Genomic DNA, 12,371 nt, shown 5'->3' with positions numbered 1-12,371 from the left:
GAGCTTTCGGCCATCCAGCTGCAGCTTTGCCGGCTGGATGTCACATTGGTCGTTTCCGATCTGACGATACGGAATTCAGGCGTACTGTTCCACCGCAAGTACAACGGTTTCGATCCTTCAAGGTTTGCCCGTTTCGAACGGGTACTGACTGACCTAGAACATCGGGATGTGGTGCGTAGTGGTGTCGAACAGGTGGTGACTGTGATCACTCAGAACTATCAGGGCCGGATGGGCTATGTCGCTTGAGCCGCTTCATGGGCAAGGCATGTCGGCCCTGATGCCGGATAGCCTTGTCCTCGCGTACGAGGCCGCACCGGATTTTCGCCCCGATGCCCGGCGGGCTGCACGGCAGTTATGTCAGCAGCTGATATCCGTCCTGCCATGGGTGCCGGCCGGCGTCAGCCGCAGTTCGACGGCCGGGTGGTGTTGCGTTGGTCTGTGTCAGGATGCGGCCGTGGGCATTGATGTCGAGCAGCCGCAGCCGGGGCTGATTGATGCCGGGATGCTTGAGTTGATCCTGCATCCGGACGAGCGGCCGGGGCTGGCCAGAGCCGACCAGCGGGCATGTGTTGCCTTGTGGACGCGCAAGGAAGCTTGCCTCAAGCTGATGGGCACCGGTCTGGAAATCCCGCCCTCGACGCTTTGGGTTGGATGGCCCACGGCTTCCTGGCAACGGCTTCCGCAAGGCTGGCTGCTGACGCTATGGCGTGGTGGAGTGCCTCTGAGTATCGCAGCCGACCGGCCGCGCCCTTTGTGCTGGTGGGCTTCGTCAAGCAACTGATTTTTTCTATTTTTCCGCATCTATACACAGCCTCTGGTAGTGGGGTGTCTTTCCCAATCGCGACCGTTATCGCCTTAAATTGCTGGCCTGAAACGGCAATGACTTGTGGCTGGCGCAGCGCTGTTTGAGCCGTGGCTATTTCGTCTGACCCAAGCCCAGCTCAGTGGCGTAGAGTCTTTGGCCTGGCTGAAAATTACTCTCGAATAATTGCCTATTTGGCTGAACAGTCGGGCACGAGATCACACTTCTGCCTTCTGCCTTCTGCCTTCTGGCTGCGGGTGGAGTGCCCCATGCCGGACTATGCCCAGCGCAAGGCCTGGCTGGCCGAGCATGGTATGGAGGTGGAAGTGGAAGTGGAAGGGGCGATGATGCTGAGGTAGGGTGCCGCTAGCGGGTGGATTTTTGCCGGGGGTATGTTAATATATCAATGATAACGTCAAAGACTTGGGGGTACTTTTTGGGGTACTTTCCGAAGCGTTAAAATGAAAAACCCAGTAATTTCGGTGCTTAGAGTTGGTATGTTCGACCCCGGCCCGGGCACCACCCGAATTTATGTAGCAAAAAAGCGCCTGATGGCGCTTTTTGTTTTATGGCTGGGCAAGCGCCTATGCTGAATCTTCGTTCCTTCTCTGAAAGCCTGCTATGACCTCGCCCCAACCTGATAATCCCATGCATGGCATCACGCTGGAAGCGATGCTGAACGAACTGGTTGCGCATTATGGCTGGGAAGATCTCGGGCAGCGCATCAAGATTCGCTGTTTTACCTTTCAGCCCAGCATCAAGACCAGCCTGATTTTCCTGCGGCGTACGCCATGGGCGCGTGCCAAGGTTGAGTCGCTGTTTGCCAATATGAAGGCCAGACAGGCTAGAGCTGCTGCGCCGCGTGCAGCCAGGGTGGCGCAAGCCGCGGCTCCTTCGGCAGCGGATTCGACGGATACGCGTCCACGTCTGTTTTCCCGAAAATCCTGACCGGGGCTATCATGGCGATGAACCGGGATAAGCTGCTGGATGCGGCGCGCTTGTTGCAAGCGCTGCAGAATTTTGCCGATGCGCGGGATTGGCAGCGCTTTCATACGCCGAAAAATCTGGTGTTGGCGCTGACCGGTGAGGTGGGGGAACTGGCCGAGATCTTCCAGTGGAAAACAGACGCCGAAGCGGCTGCCATCGCTGATGATCCGGCCGAGTTCGAGCACTTGGGCGAGGAGATCGCCGATGTGTTGCTGTATCTGGTACGGCTGGCGCAAGTGACCGGCGTGGATCTCGAGCATGCGTTAGCTGACAAGCTGCGCAAGAATGCGGAGAAATATCCGGCGCCTTGATCTTTTACAGGAAGCGTAAGGGATCCAGCCGCCATTTGCTGGCGGACTCGTGGCGCACGATTTTATCTCCGCCTCCCATCCCCAGGTTTCGCGACAGATCGACGATTTCCGGCCGGATATGGGTATTACTCTTGCTGCTGAAGAAGACCTTGACCTTGGGTGCGGCCAGACTGTTATCGTTCTGTTCGATAACGACACCCAAGCGGCCACTTTCCAGCATGACCAGCGTGCCGACCGGATAAATGCCGATACAGCGCATAAATGCCTGCACGAGCTGAGGGTTGAAGTGGAATTTTGACCACTCGTAAATTTTCCGGAGTGCATCGGTTGGCGGCATGGCATTGTGGTAGCAACGCTCTGAAGTCAGCGCATCGTAGACATCGACAATGGCCGCCATCTGGCCCAGTTGAGAAATCTCGTCACCCTTGAGACCTGCCGGATAGCCGCTGCCATCATGCCGTTCGTGATGCTGGGCTGCGACTTCGATGGATTGGCTGGAAATGCCGTTGGTCGCTTGCAGAATTTGTTTGCTCTCGACGACATGGCATTTGATGATACCGAACTCGTCTTCGGTCAGCCTTCCCGGCTTGTTGAGGATGCTGTCCGGTATTTTCATCTTGCCGATATCGTGCAGCATGCCGCCTATGCCGGCCAGATGTATGGTTTGCTTGTCCATTCCCATCGCGTTGCAGAAGCTGATCATCAGCGCACCCACGCTGACCGAATGGCGGAAGGTGTAATCGTCCTTGTTTTTGATACGGCACAGTGATAGCAGGGCGCCATTATTGCGCAGGATGGATTGCGTCATCCGCGTAACGGCAGGCTCCATTTTCTCCAGCTCGACCTGCTGTCCCAAGCGTACATCCTGCATGATGTCGAAGACAATTTGATTGGCTTGTTCATTGATCTGCCTGGCTTGGGATAGCTCGCTATAAGCTTCCACCTTGCGCGGCAAAGCTTGCGTACTGCTGGCAAAAGCAATGATCTCGCTTTCCAGTTGTTGTTTGACTTCATGCACGGTAGGGGCATGGTCCACATCCAGCCCCTTGCTGGTGTCGATATACACCTCATGGATTCCGCTGGCGGCAATTTTTTCGATGTCGTCCGGTCTGCACACCAGAAAGCGTTTGCTTAAGAAAGGGTGTGACATCCAGTCGCAATTGAGATCATGGATGTACATACCTACTTTGAGGTCTATCACATTGATGCACTTGATCATTTCAGGATCTGCTGCGCTTGTTTGTATTAAGTCAGACTATAAATTATAGTCATTGGTATATATAGGTACCAATTAACAATTGTAGCCTGCATCGCCACGATGCAGGCGGATGATGGCTTCACCGGTCGGTGAGGCAACAATATCATTCAGGGTGTAGCTGTCCAGCGCAGCATAAAAGGCATCCAGTCCTATGCCCAGTATCGATCCCAGACGACAGCCATCCCTCAGGGCACAAGGGGGTTCAGCACAGTCTATCAGCGGGCTGCCTCCTTCCATCACGCGTACCACCTCCCCCAGCCGATAGCTGGCCGCAGCATGAGCCAGCGCCAGGCCGCCGCCCTTGCCACGGGTGGTGATGATCCAGCCTTGCTGGCCGAGAAAATGCACGACCTTGACCAGGTGGTTGCGCGAGACGGCGAAGCGTTCGGCAATTTCGCTGATGGTCACCGGCGTAATGCGCGGCTGGTAAGTGAGATACATCAGGACGCGCAGGCCAAGATCGGTGAAGCGGGTGAGTTGCATGACAAAGCCAGTTGGATAATGTGTGGCTAGGATACCTTGCCCGGCACGGGGGCTCTAGGTAGAAAGGCAAATGCCCCGGATGAAGCGGGGCAGTCTTGGGCTGATGGCGGTTTACAGGCCGCCGGTGCCGAACAGTTCGGCGTGGATGCGCCCGGCTTTTACACCCAGTGCCAGCAAGGCCGCGTGCTGTGCACGCATGAACGGCAGCGGACCGCACAGATAGTAGTCGGCATCCGGCAGGATGGCCTGAGCGGCAATCGAGGCCAGATCCATGCGGCCGGCGTGGTCGTAGTCGCGTCCAGCCACATCGCCAGTTTCGACGGTCTCGTAAAACACCACCTTGGCGACATTGTCGCATTCGGCAGCAATGCGGTTGACCTGATTGCGCATGGCGTGGGTCTTACCGTTACGCGTGGCATGCAGGAAACGGATTTTACGCAGGCTTTGCGTTTTGACCAGATGGTTGAGCATGGACAGCATCGGTGTCAGACCGACGCCGGCGCTGATCAGCACGACCGGTGTACTGCGTTCGCTATGCAGGAAGAAGTCGCCGCAAGGTGGGGCGAGGTCGATCAGGTTGCCTTCATTCAGTGTGTCATGCAGCAGGTTGGAGACGCGGCCGGCTGGTGTCGTCTCGCCGGCGGCTTCGCGCTTAACCGAAATGCGCAGCATGTCGCCACCGGGTGCGTCGGACAGGCTGTACTGGCGCGGCTGCATCACATTCCATTCCGGCACGAACATGCGCACCGAAATATACTGGCCGGGCAGGTAATCCGGTACCGGGCCCTGGTCGGCCGGCTGCAGGTAGAAAGAGGTAATCTCCTCGCTCTCGGCGGTTTTGCGAGCGACCTTGAAGGCACGCCAGCCAGTCCAGCCACCACGCTTGAGTGCACTTTGGGCAAACAGCGCGTTCTCTTCGGCAATCAGCGCATCGGCCAGTTGGCCATAGGCCGCTGCCCAGGCCTCGATCAACTCATCGCTGGCGGCATCACCCAGCACCTCCTTGATCGAGGCCAGCAGATGGCCACCTACAATCGGGTAGTGTTCGGCACGGATCCCCAGGCTGACATGTTTGTTGGCGATGCGGGTCAGTACCGGAGCCAGTACGCCCGGATTTTCGATATGTTGCGCATAGGCCAGCACCGCACCGGCCAGCGCATGTTGTTGCTGACCCGCTTCCTGATGGCCACGGTTGAAGATCTGCTTCAGCTCCGGGTTATCGCGGAACATGCGGGCATAGAAATGCGTGGTCAGCAGCACGCCGTGTTCCTGCAGTACCGGGATCGTGGCTTTGACAAATTCAATCTGGGATGGGGTCAGCACGGGCAGGTTTCCTTAAGTTGTATATTTTGCACATCTTTAGAGGCAAACAAAAACCCGTCTCCGGAATGATGGCCAACGGGTTTTTATAAAAGATGTATCAATATTACATATTAAGAAGCAGCTTGTCACCTCGTGCCTGCATCATCTTGATGGGGAGGGTCTTGCCCTGTGATGCTGTCAGCGCAGATGCTGGCGTGCCAGCCAGCTATCGAGCTGGCGGGCAAAGGCCTGCCGGTCGGCCTGACTAAGCGTGGCCGGGCCGCCGCTCTGAATGCCGCTGGCGCGCAGTGTTTCCATAAAGTCGCGCATGGTCAGTTGCGCTGCGATGGTTTCTGTGGAGAACGGCTCGCCGCGCCAGTTCAGTGCGGCTGCACCCTTGGCCAGTACCTCGGCCGCCAGCGGAATATCGCCGGTAATCACTAGGTCGCCGCGGTTTACCCTGCGTACGATTTCGTTGTCGGCTACGTCGAAGCCCTTGGGAACCTGCAGGGCGCGGATGTGTGGCGAAGATGGCACGCTTAACAGCTGGTTGGCGACAAAGGTAGTCTGCATGGCTGTGCGTTCGGCGGCACGGCACAAGACTTCGCGGATGACTTTGGGGCAGGCATCGGCATCAACCCAGATAGGCATGGGCGCTCCGAGGTTTGGACAATTTCATGAGTTTGGTTTTCCTTATGCCCGCTACGACAGGGCTGCGGGCAGTTTGATGGTCAGGGAGGTCAGCCGCGTATCAATGCCAGCAGGTCTTCGCCGGACGGTACGACGGCGCCGCCACCGTCTTCCAGTATGCCGTCAGCCAGTGTGCGCTTGTCGTGGTGCATTGCGATAATGTTGTGTTCCAGCGTGTCTTCATTGACCAGACGATAGACGGTAACCGGGCGCTGCTGCCCCATGCGGTGGGCGCGGCCCATGGCCTGGTCTTCGGCTGCCGGGTTCCACCACGGGTCGGCGATGATGACATAGTCGGCGGCGGTCAGGTTAAGGCCGAAACCACCGGCCTTGAGGCTGATCAGGAACAGCTCGCCTTCGCCGGCCTGAAATGCCGCTACGCGGCGATTGCGTTCGGCAACCGGAGTCGAGCCATCCAGATACTGGTAGGCAATGCCAGCGTGGTCCAGCGGCTCACGCAGCAAGGCCAGAAAATCGACAAACTGGCTGAACACCAGCACCTTGTGGCGGTTGGCGACCAGTTCTTCGGCCAGTTCGGCAAAGGCTTGTACCTTGGCACCGGTCAGACCCAGTTGCGGATTGACCAGGCGCGGGTCGCAAGCGGCACGGCGAAGCTTGGTCAGTTGCGCCAGCATATTCATCCGTGCCTGCGCGCTATTGCCCTCGCTCATGCTTTGCTCGGCTTGCTGCAAGGCCTGACGGCGCAGGGTTTCGTAATGGGCCAGTTCGGCCGCACCGGGTTTGACCGTCAGGACCAGTTCGGTGCGTGGTGGCAACTCGTCCAGCACCTGCTGCTTGGTGCGGCGCAGGATAAATGGCGCAATCAGGCGGCGCAGCGTGCGCTGGGCATGGCGGTCGTTTTCCCGCTCTATCGGATTGGCAAAGCGTTCGCCAAAGCGCTTGCTGCTGCCAAGCAGCCCCGGGTTGCAGTAGCGCATGATGGCCCACAATTCGGACAGGCGGTTTTCGATCGGCGTACCGGACAGCGCCAGCCTGAAATCGGCCTTGAGCTCAAATACGGCCTGACTGCGCTTGGCTTGTGCATTTTTGATGGCCTGCGCCTCGTCGACCACCAGTGTGTGCCAGGCCTTTGCTGAAAAAGCCGCGCTGGCCTGCAATAGCAGAGTATACGACACCAGTAGCACATCACCGGCCTGGGCTTTTTCTATCATATCGCTGCGGCTGATATCGTCGCCTTCGCTATAAACGCTGACATTCAGCGCCGGCGCAAAACGTCGTGCTTCGGTTTGCCAGTTTCCGGTTAGCGAAGTGGGGGCGACGACCAGCGCCGGGCCATCTTTGGCGCGCGCCAGCAAGACGGCCAGCGCCTGTAGCGTTTTACCCAGACCCATATCGTCGGCCAGGCAGGCTCCGAAACCGGATGCGGCCAGGCGCATAATCCATTGATAGCCATCGTGCTGGTAGTCACGCAGTTCGGCCTGCAAGCCGCCGGGTAAGGCGGGCTTGCTGTCGCTGGCGGCACTCAGGCGTTGCAAGCGTTCACGGAAGGCCGGGTCCGTGGTGATGTCCAGCCCGTCCAGTGCATGATCCAGCCATTGCGTAGCCAGTTGCGGTATGCGCGTTTCGCCCTTGTGGATGTCGGCGACGGTGGCGATTTCCGCCAGCCGTGTGCGCAATTCCTGCGTTAGCGTCAGATACTGGCCATTGCCCAGCGCGACAAAGCGGTTTTCTGTCTTGGCAAACTCGAGCAGGGTCGATAGCGACAGCACCAACTGCTCGTCTATGTTGGCTTCGCCTTGCAGAGCCAGCCAGTTCTGTCCGCTACTGACGCTGATTTTGAGTGCCGCAGGATGCAGGGTCGCTACACGTATGGCTTTGCCGCGCGGCCAGTCTATGCCGGCGATTTGCGGCAGTTCCAGCAGTATGGCCAATAGTGCCAGTGCGTCGTCCGGCGCAGCAATCTCCCATTCTTGTGGTGCTTTGCGCGGCAGCGGGTCCAGCATGTCGGCGGCGGCCAGTACCTCATCCAGATGCTTGGCTTCGGCTTTCAGGTTGCGGCTGGCACTGAGCGCCTCACCGCCCAGACGGGTAATCAGCTGGGCGCGCCCATGGCCCGGTATCAGTCGTGGGCCGGCTTCGCCCAGCGGAGCCGCGACCAGACGCAGCACCAGACCGTCATCCTTGGGCGAGAGTTCGGCGCGCAAGCGCGCATCGGCAACGGTTTCGCGTGCCGCATCAATCTGGTTGCCTTCAACCTGAAAATGACCGGCCAGCCCCGTCAGTGCCTGTTGCAATTCCTCGCGTGCCTGAGCCGGCAGGCTCAGTCCTGTTCCTACTAGCTGTGCGGCACGCTGTTGTTCGGGGGTAAAGCGGACCAGCCGCGCGCGGGTCGATGAATCGCGCAGTACGCTAATCAGCCTGAGCGCCTCATGTTCTTTTTCTTGCGCCGCCGTCAGGTAGGAGTTTTGCGAGAGTGGCGACGGGCGCATGGCCGGTATGACCTTGATCTTGAGTTCGCCATTGAGCTCGACGACTTCCAGTTGCGGCATGGCCTCTATCAGCTCAACGTTTTGCCCGGGTGCACTGGAAAGCTCGATCATGGAGTGGCCGACCAGAGCTACGATGGCGCTGGCCAGATCCAGATACAGGGTATTGCCGTAGGCCTTGCGGATGGCGCGGGCGACGCGCAGGTCTTCTGGCGGCAGCTTTTCGTCCTTGGCCAGTCGCGACAGGGGCGCTATCTTGGGCTTACCCCAGCCGCGTATCCCCTGTTTTTGTTCAAGCGGCGTGATGGCGCGCACCTCGCCATTGTCGCCAAGCTCAATCTGCCAGATCAGGCGCGTGCTGGTGTCGATCGTGGCGCTGGCCGTGCTATTGCCCAGAGCCGTCAGCGCGGCCAGCGTGATACGCCAGCTTTCATTGCGCTGTCCGGCAAAAAACGGGCTACTTGCCGATTGTCCCTGGCTGTGTGCCCGTGCGGCATTCAGCTGTTCCACCATCCAGTTAAGGCCACAGCTCTTGAGCAGGGCATGCACCAGCGCAACGGCTTCTTTTTCGGCATCCGTCAAAGAGAGAGTCTTGCCTGGTTCCAGCAACCAGACGCGCGCCAGTAAGCGCCAGAAATCGACATCGTGGTAGTAATATTGCGAGCTTTGCAGGCTGAAGGAGCAGGCCGCATGCGGCAACTCGCCCAAGCGGATACGGACGGCGTTGCACAGTACCCCCCAGTGGCTGTCGTTTCCCGGATTCTTGCTGCCGGCTTCGGCGGCGCAGAACTTGCGCGCCAGCTCCAGCTGGGCCGGTGTCTGCTGCGCCATCAAGGATAGCGGATAGAGCCAGGCGATGGTGTCGTGTATCAGTTGTTTGCGCCGCCCGCTGGCCTTCCTCAGTAGAACCAGGCCCTGCTCGAAGCCCTGTTGCGCACAGGCCCATTGTCCGTGCGTGGCCGCCACGGCGGCACGGGCGCAGGCGATATAGCCCGGCCATGTGTTCTGGCTGGCGCTTTGAGCCTGGTCAACCTGACTGATGATGGCTTCCACCCGCTGTGGCTGGCCGGACAGAATGGCGTATTCGATCAGGGCTTGGGGCAGCGGGCCGGCATGATGACCCCGATCCAGCAATGCCTGTGCCAGTTGTGGCATTTCTCTATAGCGCTCATCCCATCCCAGTTGCAGGCGCAATAGCGCGACCGTGGCCAGATGGGCCTGCATCTGCGGGTGCAGGCGTTTAAATAGAATGGGGTCGAAGTCATCCAGTCCCGCCGATTGCAGCAGTGCCTCCCAATCGTCGCTACTACGGCACCAGGACTCGAAGCTGTGCATGCGTTGCGGGCTGCTGCCACTATACAGTTCCAGCCGCAGCACGCTGACGGCAACTTCCGGGCTAGAGAAATAGGGCCGCCACATCCGTAAGCTGAGTTCTCCTAATTCATGCACATCCAGTAGTGCCTGTTGCAAATCGCGGGCAGGCGCACTATCCAGCATGTCGAGGTAAGCCGTAGTGATGACCTCGACCGCGAGTTGCCAGTAACCGGCGCGGTTGGGTAGTTCTTCTACCCAGCCTTGCTCACGCAATAGCGTAAGTGTTTCCTGCAGCGTATTCATCTTGAAACGCCGGCTCCCGTCATCGTTCCAATTAAGGCTGGCCAGCAGCTTACCCAAGGTGGTGCGGGTACAGGGCTGCCAGTACAGGGCCAATGCGCGCAAAATGGTACGGGAGTTATGCGGCTGCAGGGCAAACGCTTCGGTCGTAATCTGCATTGAATGGTAAGTGGCGGGAGGATGGTGCCGGCTATTCTAGCGCAGCACCTGTTTCAGAGATGCGCTTCTATCAGGAGAAGCAGGTGGCAAGCAAGGCGGATACTGTTCTATTTGTATGATTAAGATGTATGCTAATGGTTTAACTGTGGCGGCCGGTTATGTTTAATATCAATGTCTTCCTGTCCGCATTTGCGCTGGCGGCCGGTCAGATTATCGGCATCGGTCCGCAAAACGCTTATGTGATCCGGCAGGGTATTGCCCGCCGTCATATCTTGCCTATCGTTGTGATTTGCATTGTCTGCGATGTGCTGCTGATCAGTCTGGGGGTGTTGGGCATCGGCAGCTTGCTGGCTGCTATTCCGGGATTTATCACCATTGTCAGCTGGCTGGGCGCCGGGTTTATTGCCTGGCTTGGGCTGCGCGCTTTGCGCTCGTCGTTGCAACCACAGGCTTCCTCGCTGGAGGGTGACATCGTGCATGAGCGGCGCGGTGCTATTCGCAGCGTTTTACTACTGACCTTGCTCAACCCCTATGTGTGGCTGGATACCGTGGTATTGATTGGCGGCTTGTCTGCTGCTTATGGCGAAGCCGGGCAACTGTCCTTTATCGGAGGCGCATTGCTTGCCTCCGTCTTGTGGTTCTCTACGGTAGGATTTTTAGCCGGACGGCTGGCACCTTATTTTGCCAAGCCGGCTAGCTGGCGCATTCTGGATGGTGTGATTGCTGCGGTAATGTTTACAACCGCCATTTCCCTATTGCTTAACTTTGGCTTGAAATGAAAGCTGGTCAAGTGTGGCCATACGCTATGATCCTGATCTAGCTAACCGAAAAGAGATAACCATGACGGAAACTAACACCACTGCTATCAAACCCTGCAATAAATGCGGCTCGCGCGCCGAGCTGGTCAAGGCGGGCTCACACCGTTTCTGGGTGCAGTGTATGGAGTATATCGGCCAAGGCAATTGCACTGGCATCGGCGCCCAAGCGGACAACAAGAAAGAAGCGATTCATAACTGGAACAGCAGGCGCTGACAGCTATCAGGGTCTGGACATATCCGGGTGTGGCCATAGCCAGGCCAACAATAAGGCAATACCTGAACCTATAGCGGCTTCGAAAAAGCGCAGGCTGGCGTTGACCAGCGGGGGCAGCCCGGGATGGACGGCTGAAATGACCAGTACTACCAGCACGGTGACGCAACCCAGACGGCCGTTGTCCGGTACGCTCAGCAACTGGCTGAGCAATATCGTCAGAAATACACAGATAAAACCGGCTGCCCAGTTATTGGGCAGCAGAATCAGGTAAAGCCAACCCACTGTGGCGCCAATCAGGGTACCCAGCACCCGTTTGCTGGCGGCTTTGATGGTCTCGTCACTTGTCGCCTGCAAGACCACTATGCCGGAAATGACGGCCCATAAACGGCCTATCTCGGCTGAAGCTCCGGGTATCTTTCCGCCAAGCACATAGCCGCAAGCGCCGGTCAGCATGACCAACAGCATGATGCGTATAGCGGCAATAAAATCCAATTTGCCAAATTTGATGCTCACAGCTATTCCTAAACATCATCAATATGCTTAAGAGTGTAGACCTTAGCCTCAGAACTCGATGGTGACTTTCTTTGCACCCAGTATCTTGGCCCGGGCAATCAGTTGTTCCAGTGTCGCGTCGGTTAGCAGGATGGCCGGCAAGACAGGGGTAGCCAGTTCGGTCTGGGGTAGGGGATCCATGATGGCCGGTGCCGGACGTATCCGTGCGGCAGGCTGCACAGTGGATTTGACCTGCAATTCGGCCAGAACGCGAACCAGGCGTTCATATGCCTGAGGGCTGGGTTTGATGTGGCTGTTGTCTGTTGCCTCGTAGCGCTGGATTGCTGCTGTAGACAAACCTACCTTGTCGGCCAGGGCCGTACGCGAGAGCTGTAATCCCTTGCGCAGGTTTTTCAGTGCTGACGGGAAGTCCGGGCTCTCAAGGACAGGCAGAACAGTCATGGTGGTCTCACTCGGGTTCATTATGGTTTGTATCATACACACCTAATTCATACATGCATACAGCGTAGAGTGTGAATTGTTTGCGGTGTATGTATGAGCATGAATACATACAGTCCTAACTAACGGCAATCGGTGTGTGATTTGTTGTATATCAATGGGTTGCATGTGTGTTGTTTTTTTGTATGATTTGCGCGGAGCGTTGAAATAATACAATGCTGCAAGGGTAGATTGCCAGAGCTGCTTAATCATACAATGCACACACAATAATACAAGCTGTGTCAGCACGGAATCGCGTCATAGATCTGTTCCCAAGGGAGCAGGCTAAACACAGC

The 12,371-nt window shown here is 57.7% G+C and carries 13 protein-coding genes; 6 read left to right on the top strand and 7 right to left on the bottom strand.

The window, feature by feature from the left end; genetic code table 11:
- The 4 genes from EGI20_RS06580 to EGI20_RS06565 form a co-directional block, all read left to right on the top strand.
- Nucleotides 1-246: hypothetical protein (locus EGI20_RS06580; protein ID WP_498630671.1), on the top strand; the 246-nt coding region annotated here is incomplete at its 5' end.
- Nucleotides 247-265: 19 nt separating this feature from the next.
- Nucleotides 266-781 carry a 4'-phosphopantetheinyl transferase family protein gene (locus EGI20_RS06575; protein WP_498630669.1) on the top strand — a complete coding sequence of 172 codons (516 nt, stop codon included), beginning with the start codon at nt 266-268 and terminating at the stop codon, nt 779-781.
- Nucleotides 782-1,423: 642 nt separating this feature from the next.
- Entirely contained in the window at nt 1,424-1,750 is a 327-nt protein-coding gene (locus EGI20_RS06570) for a VF530 family protein (RefSeq protein ID WP_498630667.1), read from the top strand.
- Nucleotides 1,751-1,761: 11 nt separating this feature from the next.
- Nucleotides 1,762-2,100 (top strand): nucleotide pyrophosphohydrolase, encoded by a 339-nt coding sequence (locus EGI20_RS06565; RefSeq protein ID WP_498630665.1) that lies wholly within the window; start codon nt 1,762-1,764, stop codon nt 2,098-2,100.
- A gap of 4 nt (nt 2,101-2,104) precedes the next feature.
- Here EGI20_RS06565 and EGI20_RS06560 read toward each other — a convergent pair whose 3' ends face one another.
- From EGI20_RS06560 to EGI20_RS06540, 5 genes are all read right to left on the bottom strand, one after another.
- A complete protein-coding gene (locus tag EGI20_RS06560; protein WP_498630663.1) occupies nt 2,105-3,319 on the bottom strand; it encodes an HD-GYP domain-containing protein in 1,215 nt (404 codons plus the stop codon).
- A gap of 72 nt (nt 3,320-3,391) precedes the next feature.
- Nucleotides 3,392-3,841: an Rrf2 family transcriptional regulator gene (locus tag EGI20_RS06555; RefSeq protein ID WP_498630661.1), complete on the bottom strand. Its 450-nt coding sequence runs from the start codon at nt 3,839-3,841 to the stop codon at nt 3,392-3,394.
- A 111-nt stretch (nt 3,842-3,952) separates the two neighbouring features.
- Nucleotides 3,953-5,164, bottom strand: a complete 1,212-nt coding sequence (gene hmpA / locus EGI20_RS06550) for an NO-inducible flavohemoprotein (protein WP_498630659.1) — start codon at nt 5,162-5,164, stop codon at nt 3,953-3,955.
- 177 nt (nt 5,165-5,341) lie between these two features.
- Nucleotides 5,342-5,794: a YaiI/YqxD family protein gene (locus tag EGI20_RS06545; RefSeq protein ID WP_498630657.1), complete on the bottom strand. Its 453-nt coding sequence runs from the start codon at nt 5,792-5,794 to the stop codon at nt 5,342-5,344.
- Between the two features lie 89 nt (nt 5,795-5,883).
- Entirely contained in the window at nt 5,884-10,053 is a 4,170-nt protein-coding gene (locus EGI20_RS06540; protein WP_498630655.1) for a DEAD/DEAH box helicase, read from the bottom strand.
- A gap of 158 nt (nt 10,054-10,211) precedes the next feature.
- Between EGI20_RS06540 and EGI20_RS06535 the strand changes: the two genes are divergently transcribed.
- Nucleotides 10,212-10,832 (top strand): LysE/ArgO family amino acid transporter, encoded by a 621-nt coding sequence (locus EGI20_RS06535; RefSeq protein WP_498630653.1) that lies wholly within the window; start codon nt 10,212-10,214, stop codon nt 10,830-10,832.
- A gap of 61 nt (nt 10,833-10,893) precedes the next feature.
- Nucleotides 10,894-11,085 (top strand): Lar family restriction alleviation protein, encoded by a 192-nt coding sequence (locus EGI20_RS06530; protein WP_498630651.1) that lies wholly within the window; start codon nt 10,894-10,896, stop codon nt 11,083-11,085.
- Nucleotides 11,086-11,091: 6 nt separating this feature from the next.
- On the opposite strand, the gene EGI20_RS06525 is transcribed toward EGI20_RS06530, so the two are convergent.
- Together EGI20_RS06525 and EGI20_RS06520 are read right to left on the bottom strand one after the other, a co-directional pair.
- Nucleotides 11,092-11,598, bottom strand: a complete 507-nt coding sequence (locus tag EGI20_RS06525) for an FUSC family protein (protein ID WP_498630650.1) — start codon at nt 11,596-11,598, stop codon at nt 11,092-11,094.
- Nucleotides 11,599-11,646: 48 nt separating this feature from the next.
- The gene (locus EGI20_RS06520; protein ID WP_498630648.1) at nt 11,647-12,039 is read right to left on the bottom strand and encodes a helix-turn-helix domain-containing protein; all 393 of its coding nucleotides are present in this window, start codon (nt 12,037-12,039) and stop codon (nt 11,647-11,649) included.
- Nucleotides 12,040-12,371 lie beyond the last annotated feature (332 nt).

This window comes from Aquitalea sp. S1-19 (assembly GCF_024343515.1).
The sequence above is the reverse complement of the archived record's forward strand: the minus strand, read 5'-3'. Positions and strand labels throughout refer to the sequence as shown.

What these genes read in the sequence shown, in the direction of transcription:
- EGI20_RS06555 (WP_498630661.1), bottom strand. Translation starts at nt 3,841, where the DNA reads ATGCAACTCACCCGCTTCACCGATCTTGGCCTGCGCGTCCTGATGTAT.
- EGI20_RS06535 (WP_498630653.1), top strand. Translation starts at nt 10,212, where the DNA reads ATGTTTAATATCAATGTCTTCCTGTCCGCATTTGCGCTGGCGGCCGGT.
- EGI20_RS06530 (WP_498630651.1), top strand. Translation starts at nt 10,894, where the DNA reads ATGACGGAAACTAACACCACTGCTATCAAACCCTGCAATAAATGCGGC.
- EGI20_RS06570 (WP_498630667.1), top strand. Translation starts at nt 1,424, where the DNA reads ATGACCTCGCCCCAACCTGATAATCCCATGCATGGCATCACGCTGGAA.
- EGI20_RS06575 (WP_498630669.1), top strand. Translation starts at nt 266, where the DNA reads ATGTCGGCCCTGATGCCGGATAGCCTTGTCCTCGCGTACGAGGCCGCA.
- EGI20_RS06560 (WP_498630663.1), bottom strand. Translation starts at nt 3,319, where the DNA reads ATGATCAAGTGCATCAATGTGATAGACCTCAAAGTAGGTATGTACATC.
- EGI20_RS06545 (WP_498630657.1), bottom strand. Translation starts at nt 5,794, where the DNA reads ATGCCTATCTGGGTTGATGCCGATGCCTGCCCCAAAGTCATCCGCGAA.
- EGI20_RS06540 (WP_498630655.1), bottom strand. Translation starts at nt 10,053, where the DNA reads ATGCAGATTACGACCGAAGCGTTTGCCCTGCAGCCGCATAACTCCCGT.
- EGI20_RS06565 (WP_498630665.1), top strand. Translation starts at nt 1,762, where the DNA reads ATGGCGATGAACCGGGATAAGCTGCTGGATGCGGCGCGCTTGTTGCAA.
- EGI20_RS06520 (WP_498630648.1), bottom strand. Translation starts at nt 12,039, where the DNA reads ATGACTGTTCTGCCTGTCCTTGAGAGCCCGGACTTCCCGTCAGCACTG.